Source organism: Pseudorhodoplanes sp., from assembly GCF_059499825.1.
In genome coordinates, this window is the sequence record NZ_JCABZI010000012.1 from 1 (window position 1) to 21541 (window position 21541).

At 59.8% G+C, this 21541-nt stretch carries 19 protein-coding genes; 11 read left to right on the forward strand and 8 right to left on the reverse strand.

Annotation, left to right across the window (positions count from 1 at the left end):
• The first annotated feature begins 928 nt into the window (after positions 1–928).
• The 6 genes from AC5I5I_RS18150 to AC5I5I_RS18175 all read left to right on the forward strand — a co-directional run bounded on the left by AC5I5I_RS18150 (position 929) and on the right by AC5I5I_RS18175 (position 5388).
• Positions 929–1639, forward strand: coding sequence for a hypothetical protein (locus tag AC5I5I_RS18150; protein ID WP_495975370.1), 711 nt, complete (start codon positions 929–931; stop codon positions 1637–1639).
• Positions 1561–2079, forward strand: coding sequence for an RHS repeat-associated core domain-containing protein (locus AC5I5I_RS18155; protein WP_495975335.1), 519 nt, complete (start codon positions 1561–1563; stop codon positions 2077–2079). The genes AC5I5I_RS18150 and AC5I5I_RS18155 overlap by 79 nt, the downstream gene beginning before the upstream one ends.
• 475 nt (positions 2080–2554) lie before the next feature.
• Positions 2555–2812, forward strand: coding sequence for a hypothetical protein (locus tag AC5I5I_RS18160; protein WP_495975336.1), 258 nt, complete (start codon positions 2555–2557; stop codon positions 2810–2812).
• Complete coding sequence (locus AC5I5I_RS18165; protein ID WP_495975337.1) at positions 2794–4164, forward strand: RHS repeat domain-containing protein; 1371 nt, start codon at positions 2794–2796, stop codon at positions 4162–4164. The genes AC5I5I_RS18160 and AC5I5I_RS18165 overlap by 19 nt, the downstream gene beginning before the upstream one ends.
• Positions 4165–4175: 11 nt before the next feature.
• Positions 4176–4385 carry a hypothetical protein gene (locus tag AC5I5I_RS18170; protein WP_495975338.1) on the forward strand — a complete coding sequence of 70 codons (210 nt, stop codon included), beginning with the start codon at positions 4176–4178 and terminating at the stop codon, positions 4383–4385.
• A gap of 289 nt (positions 4386–4674) precedes the next feature.
• A complete protein-coding gene (locus tag AC5I5I_RS18175; protein WP_495975339.1) occupies positions 4675–5388 on the forward strand; it encodes an RHS repeat-associated core domain-containing protein in 714 nt (237 codons plus the stop codon).
• Positions 5389–7335: 1947 nt separating this feature from the next.
• Here the strand turns inward: AC5I5I_RS18175 and AC5I5I_RS18180 are convergent.
• The 4 genes from AC5I5I_RS18180 to AC5I5I_RS18195 form a co-directional block, all read right to left on the reverse strand.
• A complete protein-coding gene (locus AC5I5I_RS18180; RefSeq protein WP_495758563.1) occupies positions 7336–7653 on the reverse strand; it encodes a hypothetical protein in 318 nt (105 codons plus the stop codon).
• A gap of 294 nt (positions 7654–7947) precedes the next feature.
• Positions 7948–8439 carry an SMODS domain-containing nucleotidyltransferase gene (locus AC5I5I_RS18185; protein ID WP_495758562.1) on the reverse strand — a complete coding sequence of 164 codons (492 nt, stop codon included), beginning with the start codon at positions 8437–8439 and terminating at the stop codon, positions 7948–7950.
• Positions 8439–8771 (reverse strand): SMODS domain-containing nucleotidyltransferase, encoded by a 333-nt coding sequence (locus tag AC5I5I_RS18190; RefSeq protein ID WP_495975340.1) that lies wholly within the window; start codon positions 8769–8771, stop codon positions 8439–8441. Before AC5I5I_RS18190 ends, AC5I5I_RS18185 begins: the two co-directional genes overlap by 1 nt.
• A 530-nt stretch (positions 8772–9301) precedes the next feature.
• Positions 9302–9733, reverse strand: a complete 432-nt coding sequence (locus AC5I5I_RS18195) for a hypothetical protein (RefSeq protein WP_495975341.1) — start codon at positions 9731–9733, stop codon at positions 9302–9304.
• 1047 nt (positions 9734–10780) lie between these two features.
• Here AC5I5I_RS18195 and AC5I5I_RS18200 point away from each other — a divergent pair.
• Together AC5I5I_RS18200 and AC5I5I_RS18205 are read left to right on the forward strand one after the other, a co-directional pair.
• The gene (locus AC5I5I_RS18200; RefSeq protein WP_495975342.1) at positions 10781–11215 is read left to right on the forward strand and encodes an excisionase; all 435 of its coding nucleotides are present in this window, start codon (positions 10781–10783) and stop codon (positions 11213–11215) included.
• 2 nt (positions 11216–11217) lie between these two features.
• Complete coding sequence (locus tag AC5I5I_RS18205) at positions 11218–12234, forward strand: site-specific integrase (protein ID WP_495975343.1); 1017 nt, start codon at positions 11218–11220, stop codon at positions 12232–12234.
• Positions 12235–12414: 180 nt separating this feature from the next.
• On the opposite strand, the gene AC5I5I_RS18210 is transcribed toward AC5I5I_RS18205, so the two are convergent.
• Positions 12415–13383: a Bug family tripartite tricarboxylate transporter substrate binding protein gene (locus AC5I5I_RS18210; RefSeq protein ID WP_495975344.1), complete on the reverse strand. Its 969-nt coding sequence runs from the start codon at positions 13381–13383 to the stop codon at positions 12415–12417.
• 316 nt (positions 13384–13699) lie between these two features.
• Between AC5I5I_RS18210 and AC5I5I_RS18215 the strand changes: the two genes are divergently transcribed.
• The gene (locus tag AC5I5I_RS18215; protein ID WP_495975345.1) at positions 13700–14194 is read left to right on the forward strand and encodes a DUF305 domain-containing protein; all 495 of its coding nucleotides are present in this window, start codon (positions 13700–13702) and stop codon (positions 14192–14194) included.
• A gap of 45 nt (positions 14195–14239) precedes the next feature.
• On the opposite strand, the gene AC5I5I_RS18220 is transcribed toward AC5I5I_RS18215, so the two are convergent.
• The 3 genes from AC5I5I_RS18220 to AC5I5I_RS18230 form a co-directional block, all read right to left on the reverse strand.
• Complete coding sequence (locus AC5I5I_RS18220) at positions 14240–16333, reverse strand: hypothetical protein (protein ID WP_495975346.1); 2094 nt, start codon at positions 16331–16333, stop codon at positions 14240–14242.
• A gap of 88 nt (positions 16334–16421) precedes the next feature.
• On the reverse strand, positions 16422–17399 hold the full coding sequence (locus tag AC5I5I_RS18225) for a Bug family tripartite tricarboxylate transporter substrate binding protein (protein ID WP_495975347.1): 978 nt from the start codon (positions 17397–17399) through the stop codon (positions 16422–16424).
• A gap of 4 nt (positions 17400–17403) precedes the next feature.
• On the reverse strand, positions 17404–18267 hold the full coding sequence (locus tag AC5I5I_RS18230) for a VOC family protein (RefSeq protein WP_495975348.1): 864 nt from the start codon (positions 18265–18267) through the stop codon (positions 17404–17406).
• Between the two features lie 261 nt (positions 18268–18528).
• Here AC5I5I_RS18230 and AC5I5I_RS18235 point away from each other — a divergent pair, with 261 nt between their 5' ends.
• Both AC5I5I_RS18235 and AC5I5I_RS18240 read left to right on the forward strand, forming a co-directional pair.
• Positions 18529–19470, forward strand: a complete 942-nt coding sequence (locus AC5I5I_RS18235) for a TAXI family TRAP transporter solute-binding subunit (protein WP_495975349.1) — start codon at positions 18529–18531, stop codon at positions 19468–19470.
• Positions 19471–19607: 137 nt separating this feature from the next.
• Positions 19608–21533 (forward strand): TRAP transporter permease, encoded by a 1926-nt coding sequence (locus AC5I5I_RS18240; protein WP_495975350.1) that lies wholly within the window; start codon positions 19608–19610, stop codon positions 21531–21533.
• Positions 21534–21541: the final 8 nt, after the last annotated feature.

The window sequence follows — 21541 nt, forward strand, 5'->3', positions numbered from 1 at the left end:
TTTTCTGCCCGACTGCGCGGCAAGAATTCGACAGCGGCATCATCCTTGACGAGGAAACCTACCAGCGAAACCGGCTGAAGATCGTGGCCGTAGAGTGCGTCCATTGCGAAAGGAAGCACAGGTTCCTGCTAGCCGACTCAAGGTTCACGGCCCAAGAGGTCGCGGCTTGACGGCAAAGCGTTTGGTCAGGATTGCCGCAATCGCAACCGTTTTATCGGTCCCCGTAGTCGGTTCCGCCGAGGCTCGTTCGGCCTCCAGTTGCGCCAACCTGCAAAAGCTCGCGCAGGCGCACGCTAGTGACATGGCGAGACGAGAACGCCTGGACCAGGCCGGTTTCCAGCAACGGGCGGCCTAGGGCGCGAGAGCCGAAAACGTTGCGATGGGTCATGCCAGCCAGTCCCGGCCGTTGCAGCAATGGCGGGCGTCGCCGCGACATGCGTCCAATATGCGCCTGCCGGGCTGCAAAGCGATTGCCCATGCCGTCTCGCAATCAGGCCGATACTACTGGCTCATGTTGATCGGTCGCTAGGACTTATCCTGCCGTAACCTGCCAGCCATTCCTCGATTGTATCGCAGCGCTGGGGGACCACGACGACAGCGGCACCTTGCATCAGCGCCGCTGCGATCTGGAACTGCTCGCGCTTGGACGGCGGTGTGCTGACTCGAAGAACGTAACCCCGCTGTGCCGGACATCAACTCAAAGGAGCCATTAGCTTTATTCGTCTGCCGGCCCCGGCGCCGGCAGGTGGTCAGAGCCGGTCCCGGTTGTCTGAACAGATTTTCCGCGTCGATAAGTGGAGCCTCTGCCGGGGTTAGGCCGCCATGCGGAATGGCAGCGCGTTGAAGTAGGCTTGATCGGGTGTCATGCCGTCAAGGCTCGAATGCGGTCGCCGGCCATTGTAGAAGTCCAGGTAACCGCGATCGAGGCATCTGGGGCGCGCTTTCCTACGGCTATGACAGCGTCGGCAACCGCACCTCAGAGGCGCTGACGACCGGCACCACCACCACCTGGACCTATGCCTATCCACCCACCAACAACAAGCTCTCGACCGTCACCGAGGGCGGCAATGTGCGCACGCTCACACATGACGGCGCGGGCAACATCAGCGCTGACGACCGGGCGGGGACGGTCTACAGCTACCGCTACAACAACCGCGGGCGGCTGGACCGGCTGACCATCGGCACGACAGTCACCGCGGACTACATTTATGACGGGCTGGAGCGGCTTTCTATCCGCACCACACAGAACATGAGCCCGGCCGGGACCACGCACTACGTGTATGATCTCGACGGGCGGCTGATCGTGGAGGCGGACGTCACCGGTCAGACGCTTCGGGAGTACGTCTGGCTCGACGAGATGCCGCTTGCGGTGGTGGCCGATGTGGACACCATGAGCCCGCAGCTGTGGTTCGTGCATGCCGACCATCTTGACCGGCCGGTGCGGATGACCGACGGCGCTCAGGCGGTGGTGTGGGAAGCAGTGTACCGGCCGTTCGGGAGCGCCGTGTCGATCACCGGTAGCGCGAGCAACAACCTACGCTTCCCGGGCAGTATTTCCTGTTGGAAAGCGGGCTGCACTTCAACTGGCATCGGCACTACGACCCGACCACAGGGCGCTATCTGCAGCCCGATCCGCTAGGATTCGTAGATGGGCCTAGCCTGTATGCGTATGCGTTTTCGTCGCCGACGCAGCTTGTTGATCCAGAAGGACGGTTCGTCCCCGTTCCGATTCTGGTGGGCGTAGCAGTCGGCATAGCTCTTGACATAGGCTTTACGGCTGCCAAGGAATCCCATTGTACATGCAACAGCACTTCCACGACGGGAGGCTACACCGCAGTCGGAGCCGCGATAGGATTTTTTGGTCCTTACGTCGATAAACCAAGGATGGGCTTAGCAGGCGGAGGGAGATCGGGAGACAAGACGTCAATCTTTAGCAGATGGCTTTTCGACAGAGCGGCGGGATCATCGGGCGGCGCTGCGCGATATACTGGAAGAGCAATTAGTAAGATTGCACCCGGTCTCGGATCTGCTCTCTTGATCTTTGATGTGTATCAACTTGCACGGTGTTATGCTGGCTAATGGACCATCCAGACCATGCTCTTAAGATTCTACTACGACGCTACGCCGCGTCTTCGTGGCGGGATGAGATTAGTTCTGGGACTCGCCTGTTCCATGATCTTCTAATAACTGGCGACAACGTGTTGGAATTTTGGAGAGAGTTTGATCCAAATTCCGAGATCAAAGTAGATGACTTTAACATTGATGAGTTTTTTCCTTCGGAGTTGTCGTGGGATGCTTTGGCTATCCGCCTGTACGCTCGCTTTGGGCTGCATCAGCGCATACTGCAGAGATATAAGGAGCTAACCGTGCAGGACATACTGGACTTGAAAAAGGGAAAGGCTTGGAGCGAAATCAGGAGAAACCGCTAGCTTGATCCCCCCACACGACGCTGCTGTCGCAGACTGCGACTTCGACGAATTGGGTCGGCTCCCGACGTTCCTCGGCTCTGCCAGCCAGACTTGGACCTCGGCTTATGATAAGACCGACAAATCTCGTGTCCGTCACCGCCCCCGGCTCAAACGTGTATCAGTGGGCGTTCGACTCTCTGAGCCGCCTCATCCGCGAAACCAACGAAGAGAGCGCTCAGGTTAATTTGACGCTTAATGGCAAGGATCAGATTACGACCTATGCCGATCCGCGCTCGCTTGCCACGACCTATGTGCGCAATGGATTCGACGACGTGATCCAGCGCACGAGCCCCGATCGGGCGCATCGCCCTTCGGCAACGGCCTGGTGTTCACGAAGACGCTGACGCAGGATTACCTGATAGACACCCTGAAAGCACAGGACACCGGAACGTCAACAACCGTGCCCGATCGTGGCCATTCCTTTGGCGACGACATCAACCTCACCGGCATTACCGACAACGTGACACCGGCGCGAAGCGAAACCTACGCCTATACGCCGCCGGCCAACCGTCTGCAGACCGCGGGTGGCATCTGGGGTTCGGTGGCCTACGGTTATGACAGCGTCGGCAATCGCACTTCGGAAACGCTGACGTCGGGCGGCACGACGACCTGGACGTATGCCTCTCCGCCGACCAATAACAAGCTCTCGACCGTCACCAAGGGTGCCAATGTGCGCACGCTGACGCATGACGGCGCCGGCAATATCAGCGCCGACGACCGCGTGGGGACCGTCTACAATTATCGCTACAACAATCGCGGACGATTGGACCGGTTGACCATCGGTTCAACGGTGACGGCGGACTATGTATATGATGGTCTGGAACGGCTCGCGATCCGCACCACCCAGAACATGAGCCCGGCCCGGACCACGCACTACGTGTATGATCTCGGCGGGCGGCTGATCGCGGAGGCGGACGACACCGGTCAGACGCTCCGGGAGTACGTCTGGCTCGACGAGATGCCGCTGGCGGTCGTGGCGGATGTCGACACGACATTGCCGCAGCTTTGGTTCGTGCATGCGGACCATCTCGACCGGCCGGTCCGTATGACCGACGGCGCGCAGGCGGTGGTCTGGGACGCAGTGTATCGGCCGTTCGGACAGACTGTGTCGATCACCGGCAGCGCGTCGAACAACCTGCGTTTTCCCGGGCAGTATTTCCTGATCGAGAGCGGGCTTCACTATAACTGGCACCGGCATTACGACCCGACCACGGGGCGATATCTGCAGCCCGATCCCATTCAGCTTACCATGGCGTCGCAAACGAATCTAAATGGCAATGCTCCAAGTATCTCGCCGATTAGCTCATTTGACGTTCTCAATCTTGGTTTGAAAGAAATGCCGATTAGCGTTCGGCCAAATACATTAAGAACTTCAGCCGCCGTCAGAAGTCTCGATTTCATAACGTTCACCGGTTCAATGTTTGGCGAGGCAAGCGATTTGTATGGATATGCAAAACAAAGTCCGCTCATAAGAGTAGACCGGACGAGATTATTTGTAGGCCCCACCTACCCTAATCCTCCGACGTCGACGGCTCAACAATGCATGGGTGGTAAGAATTGTGCTGCTATAATTGCGGCTTGCAAGCAGAAATGCGTTGATTCATTGTTCGTGAATCCTGGAGGACCTGGGGGATTCGAAAATCTCCGCAGATGCGTACGGCAATGTGCTGCAGCCCAAGGATGCTTTGGCTACTAGGAGATTTTACCGTGGAACGAGAAGCCGCAGAAAAGGTAATCGAGTCTGCTATTCTCGCTGGAAAGTATTTGGATCAAATATTTGTGCTTTCCGATGCGATACAAGACCAGTCTGAAAAGACCGCCTTTAGAAAGTCCATAGGAGAAATTCTAGGCGCGCTCTACACAGATATAATGATGCCTGTGATTGCGAAGTATCCCGAACTCGATCCAGACAAATAGAGTACCGGATGGAGTCAAGAAATGTCCAGGGCGCAAATCGCAAGAATGACTACTTGGTCGACACCCTCAAGGCGCAGGACACCGGGACGTCAACGACGGTGCTTGATCGCGGCCATTCCAAAGACAGCGGGCGGGCATCTGGGGCGCTCTTGCTTACGGCTATGACAGCGTCGGCAATCAACCTAGACCTATGCCTATCCGTGTACCAACAATAAGCTCTCGACCGTCACCGAGGGCGTGTGCGCACGATGACGCATGACGGTGCCGGCAACAAAGCGCCGACGACCGGGTGGGGACCGTTTACAATTATCGCTACAACAACCGCGGTCGGCTCGACCGGCTCACGATCGGGGCCACGGTGACGGCGGATTATGTGTATGACGGTCTGGAACGGCTCGCGATCCGCACGACGCAGAACATGACGCCGGCTGGCACCACGCACTACGTGCACGACTTGCAGGGCCATCTGATCGCGGAGGCGAACGACATCGGTCAGACCCTGCGCGAGTATGTTTGGCTGGACGACATGCCTCTAGCCGTTGTGGCCGATGTCGCCACTACGAATCCGCAGCTCTGGTTCGTGCATGCCGACCATGTCGATCGGCCGATCCGCATGACGGACGGCACCCAGGCGGTGGTGTGGGACGCGGTGTATTGGCCGTTCGGGGGCGAGGTGTCGATCACCGGCAGCGCTAGCCACAACCTTCGCTTTCCTGGGCAGTATTTCCTGTTAGAAAGCGGGCTGCACTACAACTGGCACCGGCACTACGACCCGACCACGGGGCGCTATCTGCAGCCCGATCCGCTGGGGTTCGTGGATGGGCCGAGCCTGGATGCGTATGCACTGTCGGCACCGACGCAGTTCGATGATCCTGAGGGATTACAAAGAGTACCCAGGCCATGGGGCCCTTTCAGCAGATACAATCCGTACGATCGGTTTCACGGTCCGGTGAACTTCAGTGTTCGCTCCAATATCACCAATGTAGGAAGTAGCCCCCCCTAATTTCGCAACGAATGTTTGCAGACAGCAATTTGAAGTGAATCTGCAGCTGAGCGGTTTCAGCCGGTCGGTGACAAATATCGGCTCAAGCTATGCGCGATTTGAACGGGATGGTAGTAGATGGCAAATCTATCAATCCAGCGGCAATGAAATTACCGCGCGCTTTTTCCCGGCAACGGGGCTACCTGGGTTTAAAATAAGGTTGCCGCGATGATCTGTTTTGGAGCGCGCAATGAAGATTATTGAAAGCGACGACGAGATTGCGGGCCTTGTTAGCTTTCTCCCGAATGACTTGAGGTCGAAAGATCCTCCTTGGGAGGCTGTTGAAAGGGCCTGCTTCGAATATCGGACAGACATCTTCTTCGACGACCTCATATTGCCTGCTAATTTGGGGTTTTTATCGACGTTCTTGGTAAGCATTGGAGAAGATCGGTGTTACGTCTTCAATCACAGGTCCTTGGTGAATGGCCGGGTGACAAATGATTGCGAGGTAGCTTTTCGACTCAGCTCATCTTGTAATCAAACACAAATCGCGAAGAGCTTGGGTAATTGCGGGCCTGATCACAGTCGGTTGCTATCGGTTTTTAGCTTTGTTGGAGATTTTGGCGTTATCTCCGCGGAGGCGGATTGGTTCATATTTGCAAGACTTGATAGCCAAGCGCTTTTCACCTCAAGGAGACAAGACAAGTTCTATAAGTGTCAGAATGCTTGGTGGCCTCACATTGTGAGGGATGAGCCTTTTGAATAAGTTATAGTGGCGCGTTTTTTGATGGCGGGCATCTGGACGCGGCCGGAACTTCTCGTCCGTCGCGGCCTGCACGCACTCGGTTTCCGTTACAGGCTGCACGATCGTACGCTGCCCGTTGCCCCGATCTGGTTTTTCCTAAATTGAATGCGGTTTTTCTTCTGCACTGATCACACGTGCTGGACACGATAGCCCAGCTCGTTTTCGAGCACATTCAGTATCGTGGCCAACGTCCGGCTTGCTCTTGCCGACGTTCGAAGAATTTCAGGATGCATCCGATTCCCCCAACCTGTTCCCGCAATTTGGCGATCTGGTGAGGGCAGCCGACGATTTTGGAAACAAGTATTGCGATGACGTGATGATCGATGGACAGGTATTCAGTGCATTCAGGCGGACGAAGGCGGGTATGCCGGAAAGGTAGACACCGGTTCGGTACGTGCTCTGTTTGCTTCTGCGGGGCCGAGCGTTTCGCAAAAGGCTCTCCTAGATAACTACACTGCTTTCAACCGGGTCCCTCAACGCTCGATCTCTCCTTATGCTGCGCGATCTGCGCAGGAAGGGGTGGACTCCTATCGGCCTGTTACCCGCAAAATGTGAGAAAATGTACTCGGAACTGAGAAACACATACCAGAGACCATAGGTGATCCGGCTTTACGCACAGCAGTGCTTCGGAGCGAGGGCTGCGCTGCCGGTGGACGTTTGGGTAAGAACCTTCTTCAAGTGGCCGCTAGGCTTCAAGCTTGGCGCAAGAAAGCCTTCATCGACCTCTTCACGGCGTGTACTGTGCTGGGGAAGCTTGAGCGACTGATTTGGGTTGCATCCCAAGAGCGCAAGGTTCACTCCATCGCGTTGTGCAGAAATAATGTGGCGCATCCGATACGGTGGGCCCGGAGAAAAAATGCGCGGCGCCAATCCGCTGGCGTGCAAGATATGTTTGCCTCAAATACGCAGTGTGTTTCCGCATATGCTGCTATCGCGGCTCAACGCACCTCCAGCGGGAGGATTTACTATAGAATCGTCAGCGGGCAATGCGACTGCGCCCAATCAGTCTTTTGTGCGGGTCACAGGGGCCGGTGTTCACGACGAATATTCCGCACGTGACCGGCCAACAGGTTTCCGGCCCTACCCGCAAAGTTACGCCGGAACACTCTCGGTCTCAGATTTCATAAACGTTTTCTAGCCTATAGAGTGGCACACGAGACAAGCTAGGTGGAGCCCGGCTTCTTCTGCTGGTCGTAGTCGTGGCTGTAGTGACCGGCCTTGTGCTGCCGTCGGGCAAGAGTGAAAAACCACTGTGGTGGGGTCAACGGATTTCTGCGGGCTTCCTCCAGCCTCGCGAGCAAAGGTTTTGCATCCGCCTCGAATTCATCGAAAGGCTTTAAGCCGCTTATCAAGGCGGCTTGCCGGAACCGATCGCGCAGATTGGTAAACTCACCGGCCATCTCCGAATAGTCAGAGATAGCCTCATCTATTCCCAAGGCCCGATGAACCGGCGGTATGACAGTTGTGAGGAGAAGAAACACGGCAGCTGCCCACGACCCTCGATCATGCTCCACGCCGCAAGCGCACCAAAAATGACCGGTGCGACGACCAGCCCAACCCGGATTCCGCGCAGCCATCGCAACCAAATTGTAAAATTGGTTGCGGTGTAGGCGCAGTTTTCGGACTGCCGCTGGCACTCATCGACTAGAGCATCTGTTCGGGCGTTGCTCATGACACTGTCACCGGCACGGCCGCGCCGAGGATTTTCTGCCATTCCGCTCCTGCCAGGGCCTCATAGTTGTCGCGCTCGTACTCGCAGGCATCTATGGCACGCTTTATGCGCTCTGAGCTCGCGAGAGCCATTCGGCGCCGAGGCTTACAACTTCGCCGTTGCCTGGCATCACAATCCATCTGTTTGCCTGGGTTGTCAGAAAGGCAAAGAAATCCCTCACCATCCAGTCATGGTAGAACTCGTCGTGGTGGCTGTATTCCCACTGATCAAGGAACTGGATCGCCAGCCGCTCCAGCTGAAAAGATTTAAGCGTCCACGCATTGTTTTCGCGCTGCCAGCACTTTGCCATGCGCACCAGCTTCCTCGTGTTTTTGGAGCGCCGCGAGTCCGAGGCCTCGATCTCAATTATCTCGGCCTCTGCACTGGAAGCCTTGTAGCGTCCCCCATCATTGGTGTCGCAAATGATTACGCTGCCGTCGTTGCAACGAAAGCCGGGGCAGACTTCAATCGGTATAGTGTTGAATGGCACGATGACGACCTGGCCATCTCCTCGCATCGTGGTCTGGGTATAGGTTTTCGCGAGAACGTCCTTCACTAGCGCTCGTACACGGAGGCCGGCAGCAGAAAAACAAGGTCGATATCGCGTGAAGGGCGCACCCGCGTATCCTTACCCCACGAACCGATCAGGTAACTGTTTGCGGTTTCCGAACTGTGCCCGTGATAGGCTCGGTTGAGAGTGGCGCGCACCCCGCTGTGCTTTGTAAGTCCGTCCGCGAGCTGGTCTGTGGTCAGGGCGAGGTTGCTCGCAAGCCGCGTGAAGCGCCTTGTCACGTAGGCCCATTGATAGACCGGCGAGGGTGTCTGCCCGAGTAAGGTCGATCTCGCAGCGTGCTGGAAAAGTCCCGACTGCGACGGATACATTGTCATGACAAACCTCTCCATCGACAATGAATGTGGCGCAATAAATCCAATATAGTCGATATTCCTGTTTTGTTCCAGTGCGCACATAATTCAAGACTTTCGTGGACGGTTCACTAGACCGCGGTATGCGCGAATTCGTGCGGACTGCTGAACTGGGATCTGTGCTAGGTTCGCACGAAGCCTGTAGCCACCTCCGGACCGAGCGACTTTAAAAGCTCTGCAATATCAAAGGCGCGGTTCGCTTTCAGATTCTCTCGCCCCACGAAAAAATCGTTCAAAGTGCGGAGGCTGCCTTCTCAAAAAGCGCACCAAAATCAACCGCTTATGAGAACCGTACCAAATCCGCAAAGTCGGAAGGTTTGGAGAGAAGCGGGCCAAGAGAGAGAATTTCGGGCTCCGCGTGGGCCAGCTTAGTGCGGAGGTTTTATCGCGGAGGCCGGCGTATTATTGTCCCTAGCCGCTAAATTCCCGCTGCGGAACTGACCTCCGCTTTGTCCAAATGGGGGAGGGCGCCGTCTTGCAATCCTGGATGAATCTCACCACCTCGTCCGCAGCGCGTCGAGGTAGTCATTCTCAATTGGCCGCATGTACATAGCAATTTTGCGAGACATGACAGCCTTCTTCCCGTCGGGGTAGAGGATCTCCGATAAGAGATCGGCGGTCTCCACGACATTGAGGAATTGCTTTGCCACCGCCTTGTCGTAGAGAGCGAGCGTTTTGGTTTCGTCGCGCGCGATGTCGGAGATCTTCTGCTGGTAGCCCTCCGGCCAGGCGATGGCGGCCTCGGTTACTCGGCGCCTGAAGCGAACCCAGGCCACTCGGAACTGGAATTCGTGAGACTGCTGTTTTGGTGTCAGACCGCGCTTATGGCAGCTCACCATCCAGCGGTCATAGAGTCGGCTGAATTCAGCCTGTCGCTGCTCTTCGGGAGTGCGGGCACGGAATATATCTCTAATCCATTTTAGCATGCCGTCAGTCCTCCATCCGATCGCTGGGCAGCCTTTGCGCAAGTTCACGGCAGGCATGTGTGCCTTCGCAGAATTTCTTGCCGCCATTTAGAGCGCCGCTCGTGGACCTCATAGTCTGTCACTGGGCTTCTTCCCAATGATTCATGATCAGCATCTACGCGACCCGGTCAACACGCTTCACAGCACTTTCCAGGGCGCGATAAAACCGCTGCTTTAGGTCAGCGAACAATAACAAAAGCACCATTCGCAACATAATAGTTCCGCTTAAATTCTAACGGTGTCGTCTTTGAAAACAGCAAAAACGGGTGGCGTCTTCTTCTTAATAATCCCGAACAGATCGATCGGACCGGCCTGCGCAGCCATTTTCCGCGCGTGCGGATAAAAAAAACTAGGGTCCGAAGGTGGTAGCCACCGGCCAAGATAGATCCCTGCTTGCGTCGCGAGTTTCGCTAACCCTGAAGGCAGAGTGGCCTGCACCCGGTTCCGAAGACACCGAGTTAGGTGTTATGATGCGCCGAAGTTTTCACAGGCTGCCGAGGGCATCGGAGCTTCCATGCATCGGCTCGAATGCGCCCGCATGCCGGCATTTCGGACACCGAAGATTTACGCTCTTGCCGTGGGGCGCCTGTGAGCCCAAAGCGCGCCTCGGCCGCTTCAAACTTGGGTGGGCTCGTGGAGGGGTCCGCGGTGGGTTTGAGTGTTGTCATCTCAAAAATCCGAGCGCTGAAATGGTGCGATCATCAATAAACTTGACAAATCTCGACAGGAAATTATAGAAGCGATTCGTTGCCGCGTCGCGCATCACGACAGCGCGATCTAAAAAGGGCATGCTCAAGCCAAAAGTACGGTCGGAACCCCCTAAAGCGCTCTCGGGGTAAGATGTTAAAACCATAGAGCTTTAGCTGTGGGGCCATCCTTGACAGGACGCCACAACGCCGAGCGGCGAAGTAGCGAACCGGCTCAGAGAGTCCCCCATGCGGGGCGCCGGGGAGATCATCCGAAATCAGCGATCCGCTCAGCGGACCCGCTGCTGTTGGGGCTCTCCGCATGTCCGACGACTTATCCACAACCGATATTGGTCCCGATACACCGCTGCGGCTTGCGGACGCGATTCGCGTGGCGTTTCCTTCCGGCGGAATGGCGCCGTCTGGTTTGCGACGTGAGCGTGACCGCGGCCGGCTGGTGATGGAACGCATCGCAGGCAAAGATTTCGTCACGCTGCGGTCAATCAACGAGATGAGGGCCCTATGCCGCGACCAGCGAAACCAGTCCGACTCTGGTTCGAGGCCGAAGAGCGATCTAAAGACGGGAAGCTCATCCGCCAAGGGGCCTGGGTCATTCGTGACGGGCCGCGCAAAATCCGCACGGGCTGCGCTCGAGAAGACCGCGAAGGGCGTGACCGAGCTCTCGCAGAATACCTTGCCAGCAAATACGAAGTCCCACGAGAGCGGGGCCGTCATCCGTCTGAAATCCTCGTCCTAGACGTGCTGAACATCTATTTGACAGACAAGGCACCGGACCATGCGAGGCCGCTCGAAACAAAGCAGCGAGTGATGACGCTCGCCGACTATTGCGAGGGCAAAACGTTGGCCGACGTGAATGGTCAGTTTTGCCGAAACTACGTGAAGCAGCGGGTCGACAAGCCTTGGAAATCCGCGCGGCCGGAAGACACGGGAAATAAGCCTCGCCTCGTGACTGAGGCGGCCGCACGCCGAGAGCTCGAAGATTTGCGCTCCGCGATTAATCACCACCGGCAGGAAGGCTATTGCTCTGAAATCGTACCGGTAGTGCTTCCGAAAAAGGCGCCGGCGCGTGAGGGTTTTCTGACCGAATCAGACGCGGCCCGAATTATTTGGGCGGCATGGCGTGCAAAGCAGGTCATGCGTGACAAGAAGACCAAACGCGATGTCGGCAAACATATCGCTCGCTTTATGTTGGTTGCCCTCTACACGGGCAGCCGCAGCGGAGCTGTGGCTGGCGCGTCGTTCGTCCCGGCTATCGGACGCGGGCACATCGATACCGAGAACGGCCTGTTCTTTCGCCGCGCACAGGGCGCGCGAATTACAAAAAAGCGACAGCCGCCAGTCAAGCTTTCGGAAAGGCTGCTTCTGCATTTGCGCCGCTGGGAACGGCTCGGCATATCGAAGCTGGCCGTGATTCAGTGGAACGGGAAGCCGTTCAAATCGATCAGGAAGGGTTTTGCCGCAGCCGTCAAAGCGTCCGGCGTTGAGAAGGGCTACCCGATCACGCCGCACCTTCTCCGCCACACCGCGGCGACTTGGCTCGTGCAACGTGGTGTTTCCACTTGGGACGCTGCCGGCCTTCTGGGCATGAGCCCCGAGATGATCGAGCGCGTCTACGGGCACCACCATCCGGACTTCCAGGCCAATGCCGCCGCGGCGCTATCGGGACAGAAACGGGACAGAAACCCCGTGAACAAACCGCGACGAGCAACAATGAACGAAACAAATATCGCCGTGATTTCAAGGAAAGCCCAATGAAACACCACGTTCGGGACGAGGGGGTCGCAGGTTCGAATCCTGCCACTCCGACCACTTTCCCGCGTCCGTTTCCGGACCCTTTTATCGGCATTGTAGGCCATGATCTGGCCGCTGCCCGGCGCTTCGCGCGCCGAGCATCTGCGATGGTCTGCAGTCTTCCGATCTTTCGTCGTCCGGCCGTTACTTCCCGCCCGCGCGCTTCGCGGATTCGGCGATGACCTTGCTCTGGTCGGCGATCTCGGCGGCGAATTCCTTGGCAGGTCCTGGCCGCACCACCTGGCCCATCGGGGTCAGCTTCTTCACCACCTCCGGATCGGACAATGCCTCGGTGATGTCGGCCGCGATCTTGTCGCGCAGTTCGGGCGACATCTTTTTGGAGCCGAACAGCCCTACAAGGCCGTCGAGCGTCAGGGCCGGGTAGCCCGCTTCCTTGACGGTCGGAATATCGGCCAGCGCCGGCGCGCGCTGCGTGTTCATCAGCGCCAGCACCTTCACCTTGCCGTTCGCGACCTGCGGCCGCATGATCGCATAGGCCGCGCCATAGATCTGGATGCGCCCCGAGGCGAGATCGTTCAGCGCCTGCACCGCGTCCTTGTACGGGATCTTCGCGACATCGATGCCCGAATCCTTCATCCAGCCGGTCACGACGAAATCGACCGCGCCGGTGGTGCCTGCATAATTAAGCTGGCCGGGCTTTTCCTTGGCGAGCTTCACGAAGTCGGCGAGCGTGTTGACGCCGAGGTCGGCCGGCACCCCGATCGCGATCAGGGTATTGGTCGCGCGTGCGATCGGCACGAGATCGTCCTGCTGGTAGGGCAGCTTGTCGTGCAGCAGCGGATGCGCGGTGAAGGTCGAGGTCGGGGCCATCAGGAAGGTGTGGTCGTCGTTCGCCGACACAAAGGCGTTGATCGCCACGATCGCATCGCCGCCGGGCCGGTTTTCGACCACGACCGGCTTGCCCCATTTCGCTGCGAGCTTGTCGGCAAGCAGGCGGGTGGTGATATCGACGCCGCTGCCGGGTCCGAGTGGCAGGATCATGGTGACGTTGCGCTGCGGCCAGTCCTTGACGGGGGGCTGGGCCTGGGCCGGGACATGGCCGGCGGCGAGCGACGTAAGGACGATGCCTGTTGCGGCAAGCAGACGGAGCATGGGCGGGTTCCTCTCCTTATGGTTTGGTTTTTGGCTACCGCTTTGGGGCGTAAGGGTCAATGCGGCATGGTTTTGCGCAGTGCGAAAGACTTTCAAAGAACCACGCACTCCGGCCAGCGCGGAACGCTGGATCGCAGGCTTCAACATAATGCGAATGTAACACGTCGCCGCGACCGACTTTTCGTACTGGTCGTGCCTGCATTCCGGGTGGCCGGTCGGTTGACGCATCGCTCGGCGCAACTGACGCCGGTCCAGTGGTAGACGACGACCGGAACCTCTACTCCCGGTCCTCATTGTAACGACGTGGAGAACGGCCATGTCGTACGCGAAATTTGCAGCCATGATCGCGGTTTCGACCGTGGTGATGTTCGGGCTGATGTATCTCAACACCTATGCCCTCGATCATGTCTGGTATAGCCAGACCCGGACGTGGATGGCGCTGGTCATGGGCGCGGCGATGGCCGCGATCATGCTCGGGTTCATGTGGGGCATGTATCGGAATCCGACCGTCAACGCTGGCATATTGATTGCCGCAGCCGTCGTCTTTGCCGGCGCGCTGTATCTTGTTCGCAGCCAGGACACGGTCGGCGACGTGGCTTACATGAAGGCGATGATCCCGCATCATTCGATCGCGGTGCTGACCAGCGAGCGGGCGAATATCCGCGATCCGAGAGTGAGAAAGCTCGCGGATCAGATCATCGAAGCGCAGGTTCGCGAAATCGCCGAGATGAAGCAACTCATCGCCGATCTAAACCGCAATCCGGCGCCCGACAGCGCGCCTGTGCTGTCACCGCGAAATCCGGCGCGGTGAGGATTTCGTGAGTGCGTGTGAGGCGGGCTGCCGAGTCGTCATCGATCACGTCCGCGGCGGCCTTCTGCGTTCGCTGAACCACGGACGATAATCCGTCATCTTGGCGCGCTGGCCCTGCGGCGCGCGGCGCTTGCAGGTTGCGAATTCCTCGCTGCCCTCTTTGGCGCCCCAGCGCAGTTCGACGCAGTCGTTGACGTTGTAGGCCATCTCGAGATCGGTAACGCGGTCGATCACGTCTTTCAGGGACAGCGTCCATTGCGAGCCGTCGGTGCGCGGATAGGAGAATTTGCGCGCCGACAATTCCTGCGCCAGCACCGCCTGCAATTCGGCCTTCACCTGTTCGGGGCTCTTGTCCTTCGGCATCGCATAGCGTTCGGGACGGCGCGCGACGCGGTCCGGGAAGTTACGGACCACATCCATCGCGATCAGCAGCCGTAGGTCGCGTGACGGCGTGGCGAAGTCCTCCCATGCACCGGTGGTCTCGAAGATCGCGGCACCGTCCGGCATCGAGGCATCGCCCTTGCCGCTGAGCTGATACTTGCGTCCGTTCTCGACCGAAGTGACGCGGGCTCGCACCTGCTCGTCGAGCGAGGTGATCGCCTCTTTCATCGCGCCTAACGGATCGAGCGGGTTGGGCGACATCACGTCGTCCATCTTGTCGTAGAAGCCCTCGACCGACAGCTTTGTCTGTTCGAGCGAGAAGTCCGAATAATTCGGGTTCTTGGAAATCTCCGCGACGGTGAGCCGGCGCAGGCTTCCGTTCTTGTCGCGCACGATCGGGCGGAACCGCTTGAAGCCTGCATCGCCGAGCGCCGGTTCCTGCGCGAACAGGAAATTGCCGCGCCAGAAGCGCTTGCGCGCGACCGTGCCGTCGGGCTGCGCATCGACCGCAAGGAATACGCCGGCATTTCCGTCGGTCTGCGGCACGCGCTTGGCGATGATCAGCAGATGCCCGTAGGGGTCGGCATAGACGGTGCCGGGCCGCAGATGATCTTCCGACAGCGGCACGGTGTAGAAGTCGGAGCCTTCATGCGCCGCGAGCGTGCGACCCGCACCGGAATGAACGCCGTCGGCGACGCTGTATTGCAGGTAATGGCCGAAGCCCAGAGCAAGCGAGGTCGGCCGTGGCGGACGTACCGGCGCTGCCGGTTTTGCAACAGGTGCTGCACCGCCGGGTGGGGGCGGCACGGCGAAGCCCGGCGTCGCGCGCACCGCGGTCTTCTGCTGCGCGGGCTTGCCTTCGGGCTTTTGCGCGGATGGCTGTTGCGGCTTGAAGATGTCGAAGAGGTTGCCGGCTGGCCGTTGCGGCGATCCACCGGACGCCTGCGCGTCCTCGGCGGCGACGATGTCCTCAGGCGCTTCGGGCCGCGGCTCTTCCTTCTCGATATTCCACCAGACCGGACAGCGTGGCGCGTTGCCACCGCCGCCGCGCGTGCATTTCGCATAGCCGTAAGGCAGGCCCATCTTGAAGGCGAAATAGGCGCGCAGGAAATACGGCAGGTCGGCGCAGTCCGGCCGGATGTAGAGGTTTATGGAGTCTTCGCGCAGGCCAAGATGATTATGCAGCACGTTGCGCGCGGGATCGCGCAGCACGACATGCAGCGCCGGCCATGACGGCGACTCGCCCAGCGGCGCCTCGAACAGCTTCTCGATCCAGGCGGAATAGAGATTTTCGGTCTCGCGATTCCAGGAATTGCGGATCGGCCAGACGCTGGTCTTCGAACCGGAGGGGCGCGGCGGCTGCTTGGCGGCAACGTCGATCTCGCGCGAGACGGTGCGGCATGCGGCCGAAGCATTGGCGCGGGTGAGCTGCGCCTGCCATTTGCCGGCGGCGGGTGTGGCGACTTCCGCCAGCCAGAAATAAGGCGGCCCGCCACGCCGCTCGCGCGAAGTTACCGCGACCTTTCCGTTCGGCGCGATCAGCGAGAGCTCGCCATCGAGCGGCTTTTCGCTGGCGACGATGATGCGCAAGGGCGCGCCGGTCCAGGGCGCCAGCGGGGAGGGCAGCACCGCGATCTCGGCGGCGTCCTCGCAAGCTGCGGACTGCGCCCGGGCGCCGTTGGCCGGAATAAGCGTTGCCACCGACGCGACCGCGGCAGTCAGCCAGACGGCGGCGCGCAACCGGTACGATCGAATCATGGCGTGGTTCCCCCGGGGCAACCTCACCGGTATTGGAATGCTTTGGCGGAAGCATGGCAAGGGGACGCCTCTTGCCGGGGATTCTGCCCTACTCGACCCCCTTGATCCCCGTCGTTTCGATCAGCTTTTTCTTGTAGGCCAGATCCTCGGCGATGAATTTTGCGAAGGCATCCGGGGTGCTCGCCACCGGCTCGAAGGCCAGCGTCTGCAGCCGCTTCTGGAATTCCGGCTGGGTGAATACCTGCGCCACGTCCTTCTGGATTTTCTCGATCACCGGCTTCGGCGTCCCGGCGGTCGCGAACAGCCCGAACCAGCTCTGCGGGTCGATGTCGGGGAAGCCGGCTTCCTTCAGGGTCGGCACGTCCGGCAACTCCTTCTGCCGCTCCTTCTTCGAGATCGCGATGGCCTTCAGCTTGCCGGACTGGATGTGGCCCGCGGTGACCGACCAGCCGCCGAGCGTCATCTGCACGTCGCCGGCGATGGTCGCGGTGATCGCAGGCGCGATGCCGCGATAGGGGATCTGCATCAGTTCGGCACCGGCCTGCGCGCGCAGCATTTCGAACAAGAGATGCGGCTGGCTGCCGACGCCGTACGAGCCGTAATTCAGCGCGCCCTTCTTCTCCTTCGACAGTGCGACCAGCTCCTTGAGCGAATTGGCCTGAACCGAGGGATGCAGCACCACGAGCTGGTTGAGCTCGATCAGCTGCGTGATCGGCGCGAAGTCCTTCACCGGATCGAATTTTGCGTTCGGAAACAGGAACGGATTGCTGGTGATCGAGGAGTCGCTGGTCAGGAGCAGTGTGTAGCCGTCGGCCGGCGCGCGGGCGACGAATTCGCCGCCGATCATGGTGGAGGCACCGGGCTTGTTCTCGATGATGACCGGCTGTTTCCAGATCTGCGAGAGACCTTCGCCCAGGGCGCGCGCCATGCCGTCGACGCCGCCGCCGGCCGGGTAGGGCACGACAATGCGCACCAGCCGGTCGGGGAAGTCCTGCGCCGATGCGGGCGCAATCAGCGATGCGCCAGCGATCACAAGCGCGGCAGCCAGTCTCGACAGAATCGTCATCGTCTCACTCCTCGAAAATGATCGCGACGCCACCCGCCTGTTCGGCAGGAACGACGAGGCGTCCGATCGCTTCGCTGAAGGCGAAGCCATGATCCAGAAGCCGCATTCGCTGCGCCACGAGATCGGGCGTGCGAAAGCTCACGGCGGCAATGCCGGGGATCGGCGGAAAGAGGGTACCCGGCAGCACTGCGGTTGCGTGCCTGATGTCGACGATGGTCAGCCGTGTACCCTGCGGGAAGTGGAAATTGACCGAGCCCTCGTGCGCGACCGGCGTGAGCCCGGTGTAGCGGCGGTATTTCTCGGCGAAGGTCTCCAGCGTATCGGTAACGACCACGGTGCGATGCAGGCTCGTGCAACCGTTCGGATGGCGGATATAGCGCGGCTGGTAAATGTAGTCCGGGGTGAGGTGCTGCGCGGCCTGGATGTAGCCTTCCGGCGATTGCTCGGGCGCGAACTGGATGCGCGCAAATTTCGCCGTGCGGACGCCGTCCGGCGTATCGATCTCACGTTGCAGCGGAATCACGCCTGAGGTCGCGATGCCTGCGCCCTGCAGGCGCTTCTCGACCGCATGCGGGTCTTCGGTGTTGAAGCAGATGATATGCGCGCCCTGGTGGCGCTTCAGGAAATTGGTGATGCGGGCCGCGGGCCGCGCGGGGTCTTCGCTGGCGAGGATTTCGAGGTAATCGCTTGCGAACATCACGCAGCGGTTACCCGATCCCTGCGGTTGCACGGGCTCGCCCGGCTTCCAGGCGGCCGAGTGCGGCGAGTAGGGCGTCAGCTGGAAGCCCATCGCCTCGAAGCGGCGGACGGTGTCGGCGAGATCGCGAACGGCCATGCCGACGTGGTTGATGTTGTCGATGTCGGACACGGACGACAGATGCCTGATGAAACGGGAACAAGACGCTTGTGCACCGCACCGTAGGGCGTGCCCCGACTGGCCGCAAGCCGCCCGGTTCTCCGGCGCTCTTATGAATGGCAGTGGTTTTCTTATGAATTTCCTGCGCGGGACGCGCGGAGCACTGTCCCGGACCGTAAACCCGCTTGTCTCCGGCCCACCGCCCCGCGTAACGTCGGTATCAAGCAACAAGAACGACCTGCCAACCGGCGGGTATCCCAGGGAGAACGTCCGATGAAAGTGCGATTGCTCGCATCGTTGCTCGTTGCCGGCTTTGCCACCGCGACGGGGGCGCAGGCCGCAGAACTCAAACTGATGACCGGTCCGCAGGGCGGTGTCTGGATTCCGCTCGGGGGTCAGCTGAAGGACATGTGGGAAAAGGCGGTTGGCGGATTGTCGGTGCAGGCTCTGCCAGGCGCCGGCATCGCCAACGTGCGCGGCATCGAGGAGGGCAAGGCCGATGTCGGCTTCGGCAATTCGATCTCGACGGTGGACGCGCTCGCCGGCAATCCGCCCTTCACCAAGAAGCACGGCAACGTGTGCAACATCGCGACACTGTATCCGCAATATTATCAGGTGGTGACGCGCGCCGACGCCAACATCAATTCGGTCAAGGACCTGAAGGGCAAGGGCGTCACCACGCAGCAGCGCGGCAATACCGGCGAGGCGATCACCGCGCATATGCTGAAGGTCGCGGGCATGGGTTATAACGACGTGAAGATGAGCTTCGTGTCGTATACCGACTCGGTGACGCAGATGCAGGACGGCCATGCCGTTGCGTTTGCGCTCGGAACCACGATCCCGTCCGGCTCGGTCATGGACCTCGCGGCTGCGCGCGACATCAAGCTGCTCGACATGAGCGACATGTACGAGGACATGCGCAAGATCAATCCCGGCTATACGCTGGTCACGGTTCCCAAGGGCACCTATCCGAAGCAGGACAAGGACGTGAAGGTGATCGGCTATGCCACGCATATCGTGGCGTCCTGCAAGCTGCCGGAGGACATGGTCTACAACATGACCAAGGCGATGGCGGCGAATGTGTCGAACATGGCCGCGGTCAACAAGGCGATGGCAGGTCTCACGCCCAAAGCGATGGCCGAGGATATCGGCGTGCCGTTCCATCCGGGCGCCGCGAAGTTCTACAAGGAAGCCGGCGTCGATCTGAAGATGTGAGGCAGGCGCAAAGTTCGCTTTCATGATCCGCTCGTCCCCGCGAAAGCGGGGATCCAGAATCACGGTTCTGGATCCCCGCCTTTGCGGGAACGCGCGGCATCCTGGATGCGCTTCAATGCTCTGAGGGGAGAGCATTTGTGACTTTCGAATCCACCCATCGCCGTATTCTCGGCTACGCGCTGATCGCGATCTCGATCGCGATGGCGGCCTATCACATCTGGGCAATCGCGTTCGGCACTCCGGAAGCGGTGCTGTTCCGTGGCACGCATCTCTTGTTCGCGATCGTTCTCACCTTCCTGCTGTATCGCTGGACCATCGCCAAGACCGACGGGCCGCGATCGGACGAGCAGCGGCCAACCGACGAGCGGCTGCCGACCTTGTTCGACTACGGCCTGATGATCGCGGGCGCGATCCCGATCATCTATTTGTTCGTCAATTACGAATACATCGTCACCCGCATCTTCTACATCGACGACCTCAGCTTCACCGACAAGGCCATGGCCGTGGTCATGGTGCTGGTGGTGCTCGAGGCGACACGGCGGGTGATCGGGCTCGCGCTGCCGATCACCGCGGTGGTGTTTCTTTTGTACGGGCTCCTGATCGCGCGGCTCGAGCCGGAGCGGATGCTCGATCAGCTCTACATGACGACAGAAGGCATCTTCGGCATCCCGCTTTCGGTGTCCGCGTCCTACGTGCTGATCTTCGTTCTGTTCGGCGCCTTCATGGAGCGGACCGGCACCGGCCAGTTGTTCATGGACTTTGCGATGGCGCTGACCGGCCATACCGCGGGCGGGCCGGGCAAGGTGTCGGTGGTCTCATCGAGTCTGTTCGGCACGATTTCCGGCAGCGCCGTTGCCAATGTCATGGTTGACGGACCAATTGCGATCCCGCTGATGAAGCGTTCGGGCTTTCCGCCGCATTTCGCTGCCGGTGTGGAGGCAACCGCGTCCACCGGCGGACAGATCATGCCGCCGATCATGGGCGCGGCCGCGTTCGTCATGGCCGAGTTTCTGGCCGTCTCCTATGGGCAGGTCATCATCTGGGCGATCATTCCCGCGGTCCTCTATTACGTTGCGTGTTTCGCCGCGGTGCATTTCGAAGCCAAGCGTTGCGGACTGCAGGGATTGCCGCGTTCCGAACTGCCAAGGCTCTCGGTTGTGATGCGCGAGCGGGGACATCTTTTCATTCCGGTCGTCGGCATTCTTGTCGTGATGTATTCGGGCTACAGCGCGCCCATGGCGGCGCTGGTCGGGACGGCTTTGTGCTTCCCGGTGGCCGCACTGCGCCGCTCGACACGGGAAAACGTCAACCTGCCGAATCTCATCGCAGCGTTCGTCGATGGCGCGCGTAACGCGCTGGCCGTCGCGCTGGCCTGCGCCTGTGCGGGCATCGTGATCGGGGTCGTGACGCTGTCCGGTCTCGGCATCGTGTTCACGCAATTCGTGGTGGGCCTTGCGCAGGACACGCTTCTCCTTGCGCTGGTCCTCACCATGCTGGCCGGCATCGTGCTCGGCATGGGCATGCCGACAACGCCGGCCTACATCATCATGACGGCGCTTCTGGTGCCGGCGATCATCAAGCTCGGGGTGATCCCGCCGGCCGCGCACATGTTTGCGCTGTATTTCGCGGTGCTCTCGGCGATCACGCCGCCAGTCGCGCTGGCCGTGTACGCGGCGGCCGGGATCGCCAAAGCCGATATCTGGAAGAGCGGCTGGGCTGCGGTGAAGATCGGCGCAGCCGGTTTCATCGTGCCGTTCATGGTGATCTATGAGCCAGCCCTTCTGATGATTGGGTCGTGGCCCACCATCATCGGCGCTTTTGTCACCGCCGCATGCGGCATCCTGCTGTTTGCAGCGGGACTGCACGGCTATTTCATCACCGCGGCCAATCACTGGCAGCGCGTCTTGCTCTGCGCCGGTGGGCTGCTGCTGATCGATCCGGGGTTTGCGACCGACACCGCCGGTGCCGTGCTTGCGGCCATCGTCATTCTGTCGCAAGTGTATGAACGCCGGCGCGCGGCCGGCAAACCATCGGATACGGCGCCGGCCAAGCAATCCCCCTGAAAGACAAG